The organism is Micromonospora sp. NPDC005324 (assembly GCF_040607155.1).
In the GTDB taxonomy this organism is placed as follows: domain Bacteria; phylum Actinomycetota; class Actinomycetes; order Mycobacteriales; family Micromonosporaceae; genus Micromonospora; species Micromonospora trifolii.
The window spans coordinates 164,825-180,817 of sequence record NZ_JBEXGE010000010.1 but is presented as its reverse complement, the minus strand read 5'-3'; the positions used below and the strand labels follow the sequence as shown (position 1 = coordinate 180,817).

16 protein-coding genes are annotated in these 15,993 nt (G+C 71.7%); 7 read left to right on the top strand and 9 right to left on the bottom strand.

Translation table 11 applies throughout. From position 1 onward, the window contains the following. Positions 1-181: 181 nt before the first annotated feature. Positions 182-769: a CGNR zinc finger domain-containing protein gene (locus ABZS40_RS13695; protein ID WP_354943600.1), complete on the bottom strand. Its 588-nt coding sequence runs from the start codon at positions 767-769 to the stop codon at positions 182-184. A gap of 127 nt (positions 770-896) precedes the next feature. Between ABZS40_RS13695 and ABZS40_RS13690 the strand changes: the two genes are divergently transcribed. Together ABZS40_RS13690 and ABZS40_RS13685 are read left to right on the top strand one after the other, a co-directional pair. Next, the gene (locus tag ABZS40_RS13690; protein ID WP_354943599.1) at positions 897-1,658 is read left to right on the top strand and encodes an SDR family NAD(P)-dependent oxidoreductase; all 762 of its coding nucleotides are present in this window, start codon (positions 897-899) and stop codon (positions 1,656-1,658) included. Next, on the top strand, positions 1,652-2,449 hold the full coding sequence (locus tag ABZS40_RS13685) for an SDR family oxidoreductase (RefSeq protein WP_354943641.1): 798 nt from the start codon (positions 1,652-1,654) through the stop codon (positions 2,447-2,449). Before ABZS40_RS13690 ends, ABZS40_RS13685 begins: the two co-directional genes overlap by 7 nt. Before the next feature lie 78 nt (positions 2,450-2,527). Here ABZS40_RS13685 and ABZS40_RS13680 read toward each other — a convergent pair whose 3' ends face one another. The 3 genes from ABZS40_RS13680 to ABZS40_RS13670 form a co-directional block, all read right to left on the bottom strand. Next, positions 2,528-3,703, bottom strand: a complete 1,176-nt coding sequence (locus tag ABZS40_RS13680; RefSeq protein ID WP_354943598.1) for an alcohol dehydrogenase catalytic domain-containing protein — start codon at positions 3,701-3,703, stop codon at positions 2,528-2,530. Beyond that, a complete protein-coding gene (locus tag ABZS40_RS13675) occupies positions 3,700-5,154 on the bottom strand; it encodes an aldehyde dehydrogenase family protein (RefSeq protein ID WP_354943597.1) in 1,455 nt (484 codons plus the stop codon). Before ABZS40_RS13675 ends, ABZS40_RS13680 begins: the two co-directional genes overlap by 4 nt. A 62-nt stretch (positions 5,155-5,216) precedes the next feature. Then, positions 5,217-5,873, bottom strand: coding sequence for a TetR/AcrR family transcriptional regulator C-terminal domain-containing protein (locus ABZS40_RS13670; protein WP_210784958.1), 657 nt, complete (start codon positions 5,871-5,873; stop codon positions 5,217-5,219). A 196-nt stretch (positions 5,874-6,069) separates the two neighbouring features. Here ABZS40_RS13670 and ABZS40_RS13665 point away from each other — a divergent pair, with 196 nt between their 5' ends. Together ABZS40_RS13665 and ABZS40_RS13660 are read left to right on the top strand one after the other, a co-directional pair. Beyond that, positions 6,070-7,242 carry an acyl-CoA dehydrogenase family protein gene (locus ABZS40_RS13665; protein WP_354943596.1) on the top strand — a complete coding sequence of 391 codons (1,173 nt, stop codon included), beginning with the start codon at positions 6,070-6,072 and terminating at the stop codon, positions 7,240-7,242. Positions 7,243-7,268: 26 nt separating this feature from the next. Further along, positions 7,269-7,655, top strand: coding sequence for a peptidoglycan-binding domain-containing protein (locus ABZS40_RS13660; protein WP_354943640.1), 387 nt, complete (start codon positions 7,269-7,271; stop codon positions 7,653-7,655). 35 nt (positions 7,656-7,690) lie between these two features. Here the strand turns inward: ABZS40_RS13660 and ABZS40_RS13655 are convergent, their stop codons facing one another. The 4 genes from ABZS40_RS13655 to ABZS40_RS13640 form a co-directional block, all read right to left on the bottom strand. Then, a complete protein-coding gene (locus tag ABZS40_RS13655; protein WP_354943595.1) occupies positions 7,691-8,728 on the bottom strand; it encodes an aminotransferase class V-fold PLP-dependent enzyme in 1,038 nt (345 codons plus the stop codon). A gap of 61 nt (positions 8,729-8,789) precedes the next feature. Continuing rightward, positions 8,790-9,326 (bottom strand): SigE family RNA polymerase sigma factor, encoded by a 537-nt coding sequence (locus ABZS40_RS13650; protein WP_354943594.1) that lies wholly within the window; start codon positions 9,324-9,326, stop codon positions 8,790-8,792. Next, positions 9,326-9,937, bottom strand: a complete 612-nt coding sequence (locus ABZS40_RS13645; protein ID WP_354943593.1) for a permease-like cell division protein FtsX — start codon at positions 9,935-9,937, stop codon at positions 9,326-9,328. Before ABZS40_RS13645 ends, ABZS40_RS13650 begins: the two co-directional genes overlap by 1 nt. 88 nt (positions 9,938-10,025) lie before the next feature. Continuing rightward, positions 10,026-12,215, bottom strand: coding sequence for an FUSC family protein (locus ABZS40_RS13640; RefSeq protein WP_354943592.1), 2,190 nt, complete (start codon positions 12,213-12,215; stop codon positions 10,026-10,028). Between the two features lie 418 nt (positions 12,216-12,633). On the opposite strand from ABZS40_RS13640, the gene ABZS40_RS13635 reads away from it, so the two are divergent. After that, positions 12,634-13,164 (top strand): hypothetical protein, encoded by a 531-nt coding sequence (locus tag ABZS40_RS13635; protein WP_354943591.1) that lies wholly within the window; start codon positions 12,634-12,636, stop codon positions 13,162-13,164. A gap of 129 nt (positions 13,165-13,293) precedes the next feature. Next, a complete protein-coding gene (locus ABZS40_RS13630) occupies positions 13,294-14,166 on the top strand; it encodes a DUF4231 domain-containing protein (RefSeq protein WP_354943590.1) in 873 nt (290 codons plus the stop codon). A gap of 60 nt (positions 14,167-14,226) precedes the next feature. Here ABZS40_RS13630 and ABZS40_RS13625 read toward each other — a convergent pair whose 3' ends face one another. Next, the gene (locus ABZS40_RS13625; RefSeq protein ID WP_354943589.1) at positions 14,227-14,766 is read right to left on the bottom strand and encodes a helix-turn-helix transcriptional regulator; all 540 of its coding nucleotides are present in this window, start codon (positions 14,764-14,766) and stop codon (positions 14,227-14,229) included. Positions 14,767-14,842: 76 nt separating this feature from the next. Between ABZS40_RS13625 and ABZS40_RS13620 the strand changes: the two genes are divergently transcribed. Further along, positions 14,843-15,985 carry a serine hydrolase domain-containing protein gene (locus tag ABZS40_RS13620; protein ID WP_354943588.1) on the top strand — a complete coding sequence of 381 codons (1,143 nt, stop codon included), beginning with the start codon at positions 14,843-14,845 and terminating at the stop codon, positions 15,983-15,985. The last annotated feature ends 8 nt before the right edge of the window (positions 15,986-15,993 follow it).

The following is a 15,993-nucleotide window of genomic DNA, read 5'->3' as shown; positions in this document are numbered from 1 at the left end:
TCACTCGGGCGCCCAGGTTGACCCCGCCCGGGGTCAGCCCGGGGCGCCCGACCGACCACGCCCGTCGCCCGCGACAACGTACGAGCTGCGACGAGGGCCGGGGGTTGCGGCCCAGGCTCAGGCTGACCCGCTCGGCGCAGGCCAGAGCGACCATCCGCTGAACGCCCCGCCCGGCGTGGCGTCAGGGCGCTGGGGTGGCGCGCCGACGGGCGCGGGAGGCGCGCAGGTTCATCGTGTTGCCGCAGGTCTTCATGTCGTGCCAGACACGTGTGCTGTTGCGCGACATGTCGTAGAACGCCGCCCCGCAGCCCGGGTTCATGCACGTCTTCAGCCGGGCCAGCGTGCCGGCCTGCGAGGCGAGCAGCACTTCGAGGTGCACCAGCGAGGCGACGGCGGTCGCGCCATCGCCGCTGGGCTCGTACGTCACTCGACCGTCGCGGAACGAGACGTCGGCGGCCAGCGAATGCGGCACCGGGTCGTCGGGGCCGTTCGTCAGCCAACCACGGACGTCATCGCGGAGGGCGCGCAGCGGCGCGAGGTCGCCGCTGCCAAGCGAGATTCGGCGCGGTGTCTGAGCGGTCCGCTCGCCCCACGTCCGCAACGATGCGTCAAGCCAAATCTGCGCCGTGGTCTCGTCGTCGAGCAGCTCGAGCGTCGGCGCTACCGGCACACCCTCGGTGTTCAGCAGATCCTGAACGACGCACAGACCACCAGGCGCCAGCGCGACTCCGAGGCGCCGGGTGCTGCCCGAAGTGTCTTCGTTGGTCACGGTCGCGAGTCTAACGCCGATTCTGACACCACCGTAGGAATGACGGCAACGTCACATGACATAGCCGTAGCACCTACGGTGGTGTCACGCTGATCTGGTCATGGACGAACAAGCAACGGAGTGAGCAATGAGCATGTCGTTGAGCGACACCGCCGCCCTCGTCACCGGATCCAGTGGCGGAATCGGCGCGGCGACCGCGCTGTCGCTCGCCGCCCAGGGAGCGAACGTCGCGCTGGTAGCCCGGCGTAAGGACCGGCTCGACGAACTCGTCGAGCGCATCCAGGCCAACGGCGGCACCGCCCTCGCCATCGAGGCGGACATCACCGACCAACTCCAGGCCGCTGCCGCGGTGGAGCGGACGGTCGAGACCTTCGGCGGTTTGGACACTCTCGTCAACAACGCCGGCATCATGCTGCTCGGCCCCGCCGAGAGCGCGCCGGTCGAGGAGTGGGACCGCATGATCGCCATCAACGTGCAGGGCCTGCTCTACACGACCCACGCCGCCCTGCCGTATCTGCTCACCGCCGCGGAGGGCACTCGCGGCACCGCCGACATCGTCAACGTCAGCTCGCTCGCGGGCCGCTTCCCGGTTGCCGGCTCCGCCGTCTACAGCCTGACAAAGCAGGGGGTCGGGGCCTTCAGCGAGGCATTGCGCCAGGAGGTCGGCGGCCGGCATGTGCGGGTTTCGCTCATCGAGCCCGGCCCGGTCTCCACCGAACTGTTTACCCACATCCGCCCGGAGGTGCTCGAAGCGGGCAAGGAGCAGTGGGCGGACTCGACATTCCTGCACGCCGAGGACATCGCGGACACCATTGCCTTCGTGGTGACCCGGCCAGCACGCGTGGTCATGAGCGAGCTGCTGGTCCGACCGGACGGAAGTCAGTGGTGAGGGCCGTCGGGCCGAAGCCAGAAACCAGACGAGGAGTACGCGTGACCCGACAGAACATCGTCATCACCGGTGCCAGTTCGGGGCTCGGACGTGGACTGGCGTACGAATTCGCCGCTCGTGGCCGGAACCTCGCCTTGTTCGCCCGACGTACGCACCGGCTGCAAGAAATCCACGACGACCTGTCCCGGCGGTTCCCGGCCAGCACCGTTCTGGTCCGAGCGCTTGACGTCACCGACGCCGAAGCGGTGGAACAGCAATTCCTTTCGGCCGCCAACGATCTCGGTGCGCTCGATCGGATCATCGTCAATGCCGGCCTGGGTTTCGGCAGTCGCATCGGCGACGGCAACTTCGCCGCCAACGCCGCCGTCCTGCAGACGAACGTGCTGGGAGTTCTCGCCCAGAGCGAGAGCGCCATGCGGATCATGCGCGAACAGGGGCACGGTCACCTGGTGCTCATGTCCTCCGCTGCCGCGTTTCGTGGTGCACCGGGCGCCATGGCCGCCTACGCCGCCTCCAAGTCGGCGGTGACATCGCTCGGCGAGGCGATGCGTATCGACGTGCTCGACCAGCCGATCACCGTGACCACTCTGCATCCCGGTTACATCAGGACGGAGATGAACGAGGGCGTCGACAAGCTGCCCTTCATCATCGACGAGAAGTCCGGCGTCCGGCTGCTCGCCGCAGCGATCGAACGCGAACGGGCGAAGGCGTTCGTGCCCAATCTGCCGTGGCGGCCCCTGACGTCGATTCTCCGGCGCCTACCGGACCGTGCCGTAGCCCGGCTCTCGTAGCCGAGGTGCCCGGGGTGGACCCTCTCGGTCGACCCCGGGCACCCGGCCGCATCACACTGAATCCGGCGGGCCGCCAGCTCAGTCCAGTGTGACCACCCAGCGAGCGCCCTCGCCCCGCGCCAGCCGGTCGAACGCCGTGGGCGCCTCGTCCAACGGAATCGTTCCGCTGACCAGCACACCCAGATCCAGTGCGCCGTCGGCGAGTTCGGCAGCCAGCACCGGCACCTCCCGGTCCGGGTCGGACGAGCCGTACACCGAAGAGCGCAGCGTGCGCGCGGAGTGGAAGATGTCCAGCGCCCCCAGGCTGACCATGTCGTCCTTGGCGCCCATGCCGACCACTGTCACCGCTCCCCCACGCCGGGTGAGCCGCCAGGCAGCCCGGATCGTCGCGGCGCGTCCGACGCACTCGAAGGCGTGGTCGACGCCGCGGCTCTCGGTGCGCGCCCGTACCTCCTTGGAGAGCCGGTCGTCGGAGAGCAGGAAGTCGGTCGCCCCGGCGGCGAGCGCCAGGTCCCGCTTCGCCTCGGCGACGTCGACGGCCAGGATCGTCCTGGCACCGGCCCGGCGGGCCGCGCTGAGCACGGCGAGCCCGACCCCACCGAGCCCGACGACCGCGACCGACTCGCCGGGTGTCACCCGGGCGGTGTTCCGGACCGCGCCGACGCCGGTGAGCACCGCACAGCCGAGCAGTGCGGCCTGTTCGGGCGGCAGCCCGGCGGGGATCGGAATGACGGCACGCTCGGGTACCACCACCGCCTCGGCGAGTGCGCCGAGGCCGAGGGTCAGGTGCAGCGGTATCCCGTCGTCGGTCTCGCCTCGTGGCACGGTCGGGGCCGTGGTGTCGGCGCAGAGCCACGGTTCGCCGCGCCGGCACCACCAGCAGGCCCGGCAGGCCGGTGCCCAGTTGAGGACGACCGGTGTGCCGACGGTCAGCTGGCTGCCCGGCCCGACCTCGGCCACCACTCCGGTCGCCTCGTGCCCGAGGACCAGCGGGAACCTCGCGGCGAGGGTGCCGTTGACCATGGACAGGTCGGAGTGGCAGACACCAGCCGCCCTGATCGTGACCCGCACCTCGCCGGGGCCGGGCGCGGGCAGGCGTACCCGCTCGACCCGCAGCTCGGCGCCGGATCCGCGCGCGACCAGCGCGCGAACGATGACCGGCGCGGGCGCCGGCTCGGCGCCGCCACCCGGCGCGGCCGGAGACAGCTCGGGCCGGGCGGCGGGCACGGCCGGGGACAGCTCGGGGTCGGTCATCGCTGGATCGCCTTCAGCTCGCAGAACTCGGCCAGCCCGTGCACGCCCAACTCCCGGCCCAGGCCGGACTGCTTGTAGCCGCCGAACGGGGCGAGGGGGTTGAACGGGGCGCCGTTGATGTCGACAGCGCCGGTGCGCAGCCGCCGGGCCACCGCGAGCGCCGCGTCGGTGTCGGCGGACCAGACCGCGCCGGCCAGCCCGTACGTCGAGTTGTTGGCGATGTCGACCGCCTCGTCGGTGTCGGCGAACGGGATGACGGCGAGCACCGGGCCGAAGACCTCCTCCTGGGCGAGCGCGCTGTCGGGGTGCACGTCGGCGAAGACGGTCGGGGCGACGAAGTGCCCCCGGGTCGGCACCGGGGCGTCGGGCCCGCCGGCGACCAGCCGGGCGCCGTCGGCGAGGGCCCGGTCGATGTGGCCGCGCACCCGCTCGGCCTGGGCGGCGGAGACCAGCGGGCCGAGCCGGGTCGCCGGGTCGAACGGGTCGCCGAGTCGGTAGCCGGCCACCGCCGTGGCGATCAGGTGGAGGGCTTCGTCGTACCGGTCGCGGTGCACCAGCATCCGGGTCCAGGCGGTGCAGGTCTGCCCGGAGTTGAGCAGGGCGTTGCCGACGCCCACCTTGACGGCGGTGGCCAGGTCGGCGTCGGGGAGGATCACGTTGGCGGACTTCCCGCCCAGCTCCAGCGCGACCCGGGCGATCCGGTCGGCGGCGAGCCGCATGATCCGCGCGCCGGTGGCGGTGGAGCCGGTGAAGGAGACCAGGTCGACGTCGGGGTGCCCGGCGAGCGCCTCGCCGACCACCGGCCCGGTGCCGGGGACCAGGTTGAGCACGCCCGGCGGCAGGCCGGCCTCGGTGACCGCGTCGAAGAGCAGGTACGCGGTCAACGGGGTCAGCTCGCTGGGTTTGAGCACCACAGTGCAGCCGGCGGCCAGGGCGGGCGCGAGCTTCGCCATCACCTGGTGCAGTGGGTAGTTCCACGGGGTGATCGCGCCGACCACGCCGATCGGCTCGCGGACGACGAGGGAGTTGCCGATGCTCTCCTCGACCGGCGCGCGGGCGGCGAGCGCGACGTGGTCGCGCAGCACTGTCAGCGGGAGCCCGACCTGCACCCGGGTGGCGAGCTTGAGCGGCGCGCCCAACTCCACGGCGATGGTGCGGGCGAGGTCGTCGGCGCGGGCGGTGAGCGCCACGTGCAACCGGTCGAGGTGGGCGGAGCGCTCGGCGGGGGTGGCGGCCGACCAGCCGGGAAACGCGGCCCGGGCCGCGGCCACGGCGCGATCCATGTCGGCCGGGGTGCCGGCCGGCACCTGCCCGATGAGCTCCCCGGTGCTCGGGTTCTCCACGTCGGTGAGACCGGCGTCGGCGGGAGGCGTCCACTGCCCGCCGATGTGCAGGTGGCGCCGCAGGCGCAGGAAGTCGGGCAACTGCGACGGCGGGGCGGCGAGGTCCATGTCGTCCCTTCGGGGGTGGGCGATGGCGACGGGCGATGAAACTAGCGCTGGGAGTTTGGACGCTACCCGTTGGGCCGGGCGGACTCCACCGTCTCGACGGTGCGGGTGTACTCGGCGGCCAGTCCGTGCAGCAGGGCGTCCAGGCCGAGGGCGAAGGCGCCCTCGTCCACGCTCTGCTGGTGTTCGGCGAGCCGGTGGGCCTGGCGCAGGTGCGGGTAGTGCGCCGCGTACAACTCCGGGTCCTCGACGAAACCGCGGGCGAACGAGCCGAGCGCCGACCCGGCCACGAAGTACCGCAGCGCCGCGCCGATGTGGGTGGCGCGGGCCGGCGGCCAACCGGCCCGGACCAGCCCGCCGTAGACCGCGTCGGCCATGGCGAGGGCGGCCGGTCGACGACCCGGCCCCTGCGCCAGGTACGGCACGATGTTCGGGTGCGCGGTGAGCGCCCTCCGGTACGACCAGGCCCAGTCCCGCAGCGCGGCGAGCCAGTCCCGACTGGCGAAGCCGCTGGTGTCGACGGCACCGGTGACGGTGTCGGCTACCGCGTCGAGGATCTCGTCCTTGGTGGCGAAGTGGTTGTAGAGCGAGGGACCCTGCACGCCGAGCGCGGCGGCGAGTCGGCGGGTGGAGAGCGCGCCGAGCCCGTCGGCGTCGATCAGCGCGAGCGCCGTCTCGACGATCCGGTCGCGGGTGAGCAGAGGCCGTCGAGGTCGGGGCACGTCAGAACTCCTCGGTCTGCGGTGTCCCTCCCCGTGGGAACCACCTGTTCACGCACCCTATCGGGGACCGCCTGCGGGCAGGCGTCACCACGTCGGCCGGAGAAGGGGTCTGGACGAATGAAAACTTACACCGCTAGTTTATGAGGGACCGCCACGGTCCGTGGCGGCGCACCACCACGCCGACCGAGGGGGAACCGTGGACTTCGCACTGTCCGACGAGGAACGCGCCGTCCGGGACACCGTGCGCGCGTTCATCACCCGCGAGGTGATGCCCCTGGAAGCGGAGGTGCTCCGCCGCGAACGGGCGCACCAGCCGGGCCTCGACCACTCCGAGGTGCGCGAACTGCAACTCAAGGCGCGCAAGTTCGGCTTCTGGGGCCTGGCCACCCCGGAGGAGTACGGCGGAATGAACCTGCCGGCCGTCCTCCAGTCGTTGATCTGGACCGAGCTGGGCCGCACGTTCGTGCCGTTCCGCTTCGGCGGCGAGGCGGACAACATCCTGTTCCACGCCACCGAGGAGCAGAAGCGGGAGTTCCTCATCCCGACCATCGAGGGCGAGCGACGCTCCTGCTTCGCGATCACCGAACCGGGCGCCGGTTCCGACGCGGCGAACATCCGGTTGTCCGCCCGCCGCGACGGCGACGACTGGGTCCTCGACGGCGAGAAGACGTTCATCACCGGCGGTCACGACGCGGACTTCGCCATCGTGGTCGCGGTGACCGACCGGGAGAAGGGCGCCCGCAGGGGCGGCGCCACCGCGTTCCTGGTGGACCGGTCGATGGGCTGGCGCTCCGAGTTCATCCAGACGATGGGCGAGGGCGGGCCCGCGTCGCTCATCTTCGACGGCGTACGCGTGCCGCACCGCAACATCCTCGGTGAGATCGGGCAGGGCTTCACGCTCGGCATGGAGTGGATCGGCAAGGGGCGCTACACCATCCCGTCGCACGCCATCGGCATCGCCGAACGGGTGTTGCAGATGGCCATCGAGTACGCCAACACCCGGGAGACCTTCGGCACGAAGATCGGCACCAACCAGGCCATCCAGTGGATGATCGCCGACTCCGAGACCGAGCTCGAGGCGGCCCGCTGGCTGGTGCTGCGCTCGGCGTGGACCGTCGACGCGGGCCTGGACCCCCGGCACGCCTCGTCGATGGGCAAGCTCTACGGCGCCGGCATGGTCAACCGGGTGGTCGACCGGGTGCTCCAGATCCACGGCGGCATGGGCTACACCCGCGAGCTGCCGATCGAACGCTGGTACCGGCAGGTCCGGCTCTACCGGATCTTCGAGGGCACCGACGAGATGCAGCGGCTGATCATCTCGCGGGACCTGCTGCGCGGGTACACGAAGATCGGTGGCCACCTGGCCTGAGCCCACGTGTCCGTTCCTTGACTGACGTGCAACAGAGCGGCCCCGTCTCCGCGTCGAACCGGTCGTACAACAACGTCGTCGCCATGTGGCAGAAGATCCTGCTGGCCGACGGCTACCTTGCCGCCTCCGGCCTCGACTGCCGATTCGGTGCGGCGACGACCGCCGCCACCAAGCGGTGGCAGCGCGACCGGGGCCTGGTGAGCGACGGCATCGTCGGCCCCAGGACCCTCGCCAGGGCGGCCACCCGCCTCAGCACGTACGAGGACGACAACTGGTTCTCCTACGACGGGCTCGGCAGCAACGTCATCTACTTCGGCCGCCTCCCGGACGGCAGGTGGGACATGAGCCTCGGGCCCGATCTGGAGTGGCAGCCTCTCGCGTACACGAGCGCGACCTTCAGCATCTGCTCCTGACCGGTCGGCCGTGCCCCGCGACGGGCACGGCCGGCCTACCCGGTCAACGCGGTCAGCGCGGCGTCCACGTCGGCCTCGGTGGAGTAGATGTGGAACGATGCCCGGACCCGCCCGGCGCGCACCGCCGCCCGGATGCCGGCCGCCGCGAGGCGCTGCTGCGCGTCCGGCACGTCCACGCTGACGATGGCGCTCTCCCCCGGTGCCCGGCCCAGCCCGGTCAGGAACCGGTTGGCCAGTGCCACGTTGTGCGCCCCGATCGCCGACACGCCGATCTCGGCGACCACCTCCAGGGCGGGCGCCGCGCCGACCCAGCTGAACCAGGCCGGTGAGATGTCGAACCGTCGGGCGTCGTCGGCCAGCCGCAGCGGCGGGCCGTAGTAGGAGGCGTGCGGGTCGCGGCCCGCGTACCAGCCGGCCGCGTCGGCGCGCAGCCGCTCACGCAACCCGGGGGCCAGATAGGCGTACGCGGTCCCGCGCGGATTCATCAGCCACTTGTAGCCGCCCACCGCCACCACGTCGGCCCGGCCGCCCTCGAACGGCAGCCAGCCACACGCCTGGGTCGCGTCCACCGCCACCAGCGCGTCGTGCGCGCGGGCCGCGGCCACGATCTCGTCGTACGCCGCGACCGCCCCGTCGGCCGACTGCACCAGGCTGAACGCCACCAGATCGGTATCGGCGTCGATGGCGTCGACCAGCGACTCCAGCGGCACCGTGCGGACCTTGACGCCACGCTCCTCCTGCACCAGCCAGGGGAAGAGGTTCGAGGTGAACTCGACCTCGGGGACCACCACAGTGGCACCGGCCGGCAGCGCCGCCGCGACCGGCGCGAGGAGCTGGGACACCGCCGCGCCGACCGCCACGTCACCGACCGGCACCCCGATGAGGCCGGCGAAGGCGACGCGCGCCCGGTGCGTCGACTCGCCCCAGCCCTCCCACGACGTACGACCAACCCGCCAGGCGGCGAGAGCCTCCTGCAACGCCGCCCACGCCGGCTCCGGCGGCAACCCGTAGCTGGCGGTGTTCAACCAGCCCGGCTCCGGCTGCCACAGCTTCTGTGCCTGCTCGATCTCCATGCCGTCGACGCTAGGCCGAGCGAGGCGCGACGGGCACTGCCAATCGGCGATCGGCGGCCTGTCAGATCCGGACGAAGTCCTGACCGAGCAACGCCCGCAGCCTGGTCAACGCGCGGGCGTTCTGCATCTTGACCACCGACACGGAGACGTCGAGGGTGCTGGCGACGGCCTCGACGCTCTGATCCTCCCAGTGCCGGAGCACCACGATGGCCTGGTCGCGGATCGGCAGGGTGGCCAACGCCTGAAGCAGGGCGACGTGCAGCTCCATGGTGTCGTCGGGCCGTTGCGACGACACCTCCGGCAGCTCGGCGAGCACGACCTCGGCGGCGCTGTGCCGCTTGCTCTGGTCGAAGACGGCGTTCATGAGGACCCGGCGGCTGTACGCCTCGAGGTTCGCGGTGCGCCGGATCCAGCCCCAGTTCGCGTACATCTTCGCGAAGGTCGTCTGGGTCAGGTCCTGGGCGAGGTGCCAGTCGCGACACATCAGGTAGGCGGTACGCCGCAGCCTCGGTGCGGTGGTCTCGACGAACGCGGTGAACTCCGCCTGCTGGGCGGTCTGCTCGCGCCGTCGAGTCGCGCCCCAGCGGGCAGCCGCCATCAGTCGACCGCCGACGCGCTCGTGCCGGCCGGGCAGTCGATGCCGATGATCGCCTCGACACCGGGCAGACGTTCGACCCGGGCGGCCAGTTCGACGTACTGGGACCGCGCGGCGAGCCTGACCCGGAATGACTCCGGCAGTTGGCTGCGCACGATGTGTTCGTCGAGTTCGGGAGCGTCCGCGTACACCTTCTTGAACTTCCGCAGCGCCTCTTCGCGGCTCTCATACGACACGGTCCCGACCGCCGGGTCTGCGTCCAGCGCGCGGTTGACCGCACTGCGCTGCTGATCGGTGATCTCCAGGGCAAGGTAGACCGCGGCGTCGGTCGCGGTCTCGTCAGCGGGGGCCTGGCACGCCCTGTTCACCAGCATGCCGAACGCCGCCGGCACCGTCGTCGGTCGCGGCGCCGACGGCTGCGGCGGTGTCGCCACGTTCACCGCCCCCACCGCCGCGACGGCGATCACGGCGGCGACACCTGTCGCCACCAGCCGTTGTCGGCGTCGGCGCAGGCCGGTGCCGGCGACCACCGCGTCATCGACCAGGTCGACCAGGGGTAGTTCGGGCTCGTCGGCGACAGCGCGGTCGAAGAGCACCCGCAGGTTCTGATCCATGTTTCCTCCCGTGGCCCCGGTGGGCTTCCACATGTGTTGACTGGTTGGGGCACCGGATCGGTCACATCGACGCCGGGCGGTACCGGCGTCACGGCTTACGGCGGCGCCCGATCGACTCGTCGCCAGCGGGCGAGGGGATCCGGCCGAGACTGTCGGCGAGGCCGGCGAGCCACCGGTCGACCTCCACCAGGTGCCGGACCGACTGGTGGTCTGCCTCGCCGAGGAGCGGACGGATCCGGTCCAACTGGTCGACGCAGCTGGTCGAGACCGGTGCCCGCTGCGATGTCCGGCCGTGGGCGACCTCGTCGGCGAGGGCGTCGTACGCCGATCGCAGGCGTCCGACGGAGTCTCGCAGCAGTGCCGCCGCCCCGGGCCAACCGGCGAGGCAGCCGGGCGGGTTGCGGCGCAGCAGCGACTCCGCGCCGGGCACGACGTGGTGCCCGGCGCTCAGCACAGCGTCCCAGTTCACCTGCTGGCGGTGCGGATCATGCCGCTCCGAGTGGTACTGGCAGTACGACGAGTCGATCAGGACCATCCGGCGACGGACCCGGTTGAGGGCACCCGCGGGCGGCGGAGCATCGCCGAGCAACGCCTGGACCGTCTGTTCGACAGCGTCCGCGCTGGCCTCCAGGTAGCGGGTGGCATTGTGCCGCAGGTCATGGCCCGCGCCGCGCGGCCAGATCGCCACCCCGGCGAGCACGCCGATCACCGCGCCGAGCAGCACGTCGACGAGGCGGGCCTCGGCGAGCCGCCACCCTTCCGGGCTGAGCTGGGCGAAGACGACTGTCAGCAGCACTGTGAACAGCGCCTGCTGCCACACCGGACCGAGCAGGCGGCCGACGCCGAAGGCCAGCAGCAGGGTGACCGGCAGGACGATGGCGTACACGATCGGCTCGTCGACGACGAGCATCACCCCGCCGCTGACGACCGCGCCGACGATCGTGCCCAGCACGGCCGGCCGCAGCGCGGTGCGGGTGTCGGCGGCCGAGGTACGCAGGACGGTGAGGGTTGCCAGCAGCACCCAGAAGCCATGGGTCAGCTGCAACACCCCGGCGGCCACCCGGGCGATGGCGAGCGCCACGGCCAGCCGCAGCGAGCTGTGCAGGTGGGCCGAGCGCGGCGCCAGGTGGGCGCGAAACTGCCACCAGTACAGCGTCCACGGGCTGCGCCGGACGTACTCGAACAGCGCCGAGGAGGCGCCGTCCCCGCCGAGCCGCGCCCCGGTGGCCACCCGGGAGCCGACGACGAAGACCCGCACCTGGTCCGCGAGGGCCAGCGCGGTCGCGTCCCGGCACAACCGGGGTACGTCCGGCGCGTCGCGGACCTGACCCTCTCCGACGGGGTACGCCGCCTCGGCTCGTCCGACCGCCACGTCCAGGTCGACCGGGGCTACCGCCGGGGCACCCGGCGACAGGCTCCGGCCGGCCGCGCGGGTGGTGTCCGCGCACGAACGCAGCAGACGCGCCGCCGCCAGGTCCGGGATCGGTTCCGGCGGAGCGTCCGCCGCCAACCGGTCCGCCTCGGTGAGCACCTCCCGTAACGCGGCCGCGCAGATCCGCAACGCCCGATCCTGAGCGCCCGCCGCGGTGGGCGCCCACGCCGGAGGGCTGCGGTTCAGCTCGATCGCCGCCGCCACGTCGTACGCCCGCTCGCGCCGCGTGTCCCGATCACCCGCAGCGGAGTGCGGGTCGGTCAACCTCTCGGCGGCGGCGTCGAGGAAGGCGGCGACGCCGTCCGCTGCCTCGGCGAGGCGCTGCCGGTAGGAGACCGGCACCGGGTCGGGCCAGAGGAACACCTCGGCCGCGGCGAGCAGCACGACGGCGAGGGTCACCCCACCGAGTCGCTCCGGCAGGGTGCCCGGCTGGTACGGCGGGAACGACGCCAGGATGTAGAAGAGCTGGAACGCGCTCGCCAACCCCACCAGGCGCGGGTTGCCGACCCCGGCGAACGCCACCACGAACCCGACGACCAGCATGCCACCGGCGGCCGCCCAGGTGCTCCACGCCAACAGCGAGCCCGCCGCGATCAGCGCCCACACCACCGGCAGCGACAGCACGAGGATCCGCGCCCGTTGCGGCGCCGGGCCAGGTAGCTGCGCGAACGATCCGGCGGCGATGGTGCCGAACAACCCGTACGTGGCGAGCGTCGAGCTGCCCGCCCCGTACCGGCAGCCGTAGAAGACGACGGACGCGACGAGCGTCAACCGGGTCGCGCGTCGCAGGATGGCGTCACCCGGGTCACGGCGGCGAAGCCGGTCAAGGAGGCTGGTTCCGAGCACGACCCCTCCCCCGGTTCGTCGCAGCACCCCTCCCCGGCCCACCATTCTCCACCGCGCCCCGCGACGGACGGCGGGTTTGGCGACGAATCACCGCCGGGAGCTGCCGAGAAGCCCGAGCCGGAGGGCCCGGAACAGGGACCTGGTCGAAGTACGCCCGGGCGGGCTCGTCGTGCGGCTTGGGACCGGACCGCAGGTATTTCGACAGGCAGGAGGCGTGGCCCGCCATGTCGAGTTGGTGCCCCGGATGCGGTGGCCAGGTCCGCGGCGGGACAGGGTCGCGCCGGGTCCGGCCAGCAGCTATGAATATCGGATGAGTGCCCACGCCGGTACGACAGGGACCCCACGTGCCCCGGCCCTCGTAAAGCCCGAAGTGGGCAACCGTGCCAGGCCCATCGCCTGCTGGGGCCTCCTGAGCCTGGTGGTGGTCCTGTCAGCCTGCACGCCAACAGTTGACTCGCGCCAGCACGCCACCCCGCCGTCCGACGGCGCCGCGCCGTCCACGGGCGCCAGCGGTGGTGGGCCGCCCTGCACGCCATCGGTCGACACGCTGCCGGCACCACCGGCGGGCTACCGGCTGGTGGGGAAGGACGTGGCGGTGCCCGACGCCCTCGTGATCTCGACGGAGGATTCCGGGGAGACCGACCCGGCGGCGCGACTGTTCGCCAAATGGGGGCTCGTCGTCCGCGCCGGCGCAGTCGTCGACCTGCGGGTGGCCCCGGGCTGGCAGGACAGGGCCCGGCTCGGCTGGGGCGGCACCGGCACGCCCGCGGCGACCGTCACGGTGCACGCCTGCGCGCCCGAGGGTGGGCAGGCCCAGTGGATGGCCTTCGTCGGCGGCACCTGGCTCGCGCAGGCTGCCTGCGTACCGCTCATCGTGACGTCGAACGGCCAGGACGACCCCGTAGACCTCGGCATCGGCGTCCCCTGCGACAAGACCACCACGCCCTAGCCCCGCGCGCTCAGGCCGGCCGGGTGGACGGCGGGGTCTACTGTCTACACAGCCTGCGTACCGACTGTTCGCCGGGATCGCTGTTCACCCCCGTCGACGCCCTGGACGTTCTGTCGAGAGGTCAACGACATGCTGAAGGCCGAGGATCTTCCCCCGTTTCAGCGTGCCGTCTCCTACGAGTCGCAGCGCGGCCAACGCGTGTACGCGACAGTGATCGCGCTGCGGCTGTCCCTGCTCCTGGTGGCCGCGATCGCGGGAGTCGCCACGTGGAAGCTCGATGATTTCGCAGTGGGTCCGGCGCTCGCGGCCGGCGCCTTCGCCGCCACCTCGATCGTCGAGGTCTTTCTCCTCACCAATCGCCCCAATGAACGCTGGTACGTCGGCAGAGCCCTCTCCGAATCGATCAAGTCGCTCACGTGGCGATTCACCATCGCGGCTGACCCTTTTCCCCGAGCGCAGAGCGACTCGGACAGCGCCGCGGAATTCACCAACCGACTGTTGGGCCTGACCCGAGACATGGCGGCCGCCGGGTTGGCGGCCCCAGCGGTGGCTGGGCAACAGATCACGGAAGGAATGCGGACACTGCGGGCCGCCTCCCTCGAGGAGCGCCGCGCCGCGTACCTGACCGGCCGTCTCGAGTCCCAACGAGCCTGGTACGCCGAACGATCACTGTCGAATCGGGCGCGGGCGACCCGCTGGTCGGTCAGCATGCTCGTGCTGGAGATAGCCGGCGTGACCCTGGCCGTGTCGCGGGCTGCCGGGCTGACCGACCTCGACCTGCTCGGCGTGGCCGCCGCGGCGGTCGCGGCCGGCGCGGCCTGGACGCAGACACGGCAACACGGCGCGGTGGCCACCGCCTATGCCCTGGCCAGTCAGGAGCTTGCCGCCATCGGGTCCCTCGCTACCCGGATCGGCTCGGAGGCCGAACTGTCGCGGTTCGTGAACGACACGGAGACGGCGATCTCCCGGGAGCACACGATGTGGCGAGCGCGCCGACGCTGAAGCACGCCGCGCACCTGACCGCACGGCTCCGACCGGCCAGAGCCGATCGTCGGTGTGGCGTTACTGGCTCGGCGGCTCGTGCTGAGCGATGCGACCACGGAACCAGTCCAGGGTGAAGCGGTGTGCGGCGATGCCGTAGTCGAGTGTCGCGCGCTGGTGGATGGCAAGATCGCGGTGCTCCTCAGGGACCTCCAGGGCCCCGAGGTGCCGGTCGAGGGCCGAGAGCCGGGCGAGGTCGGTCTCGACGCGGGTCGTGATGCGGCGCAGCACCGGTACGCGTTCGGCCGGCGGCAGCAGCCCGAGGAAGTAGTGCCTGGACAGCGCTGCCGTCTCCAGATCGGGCCCGGTCAGCTCGGCTGTCATCCACGCGTGGAACTCCTGCCGACCGGCTTCGGTGACGCGGTACACCTTCCGTCCTCGACCGCCGGCTTCGGCGCTGGCGACCTCGATGGACCCGCGGGCGAGGAGGGTGTCCAGCGCGCGTTTGATGCTGCCGGAGCTGGCGCTGTAGAAGAGCGCGACGCCGGCCTCGAACCCTCTGATGAGGTCGTAGAAGCTCTGCGGGGTGATCAGGAGCAGACCGAGGATCACGTGGGCCATCAGCCGAGTCTAGACCGTTGTCTCTCATAGACATGTCTAGTAGACATATGGAGTCGCCACCGCGAGGAGCATCCCTGTGACACCGCCGCTCAGCACCACCCCCGCCCAGGACAACAACGTTCCCGCCGACGTCGACGCGCGGCTGACGAGCCTGTTAAAGAAGCTGGTCGCGCGACGCGGGATGCATCACGCCAATCTCGTCGTCACCAACGGCGTCGGGGACCGGCGTTGGTCCGCGGCCTGCGGCCCGACCGGCGCCGACGTCCAGCCGTGGCGCCCCGACACCCCGTTCTTCATCGCCAGCGTCACCAAGCGGTTCATCATCACCCTGGTGCTACAGGCGCAGGAACGCGGCGAGCTCGACCTGGCCGCGCCGATCAACAGTTACCTACCAGCGGAGACGACCGATGCGCTGCACGTCCTGAAGGGAGTCGACCGGACGTCAGCGATCACCGTGCGCCACCTCGCGAGTCACACGTCCGGGTTGCCGGACCAGTTCGAGAAGCGTGCTGGCGGCCCCAGCCTGTACGAGCACCTCGCCGCCGGCCGGGACGTCGCGTGGACCTTCGAGGACACGATGCGCACCACGCGCGAGCAGCAGCGTCCGCACTTCGCGCCGCAGGATCTCACCGCCCGCCGGCAGCAGGCCCGCTACTCCGACACCGGCTTCCAACTGCTCATCCGCATCCTGGAGACGGTGACCGATCGATCGATCGCCGACCTGCTGACCGAGCGGATCCTCGGCCCGCTCGGCCTGACGCGGACCTGGCTCCCCGGGCATCGTCCGCCGGAGCCGGCGACCGCGGCGCCCTCGCCGCTCTACGCGAAGCAGCGTCGCGTGGAGGTGACGGCGCTGGTCGAGTCCTGCAACGACCTGTTCAGCACCACCGACGACCTGCTCACCTTTCAGCGAGCGCTGCTCGCCGGTGAACTCTTCCGTGACGCCCGCTCAGTGGAGCTTCTGACCGAACGGCGCAACCGGCTGCGCAACATCCCCATCCTCCGGTACGGACTGGGCACCATGGTCTTCACGGCCGGTCGGCTCGTCTCGCCGGGGCGCCGCCCTGTCACGCTCGTCGGCCACTCGGGCGCCACCGGGACGTGGCTCTTCCACTGCCCGGAGCTCGACCTGCACCTGGCCGGCACCGTCGACCAGACGGAGGGGCAGGCCATTCCCTTCCGGGTGATGGCGCGGTGCCTGAACGCCTGGCGAGCCTGACGGGCGGT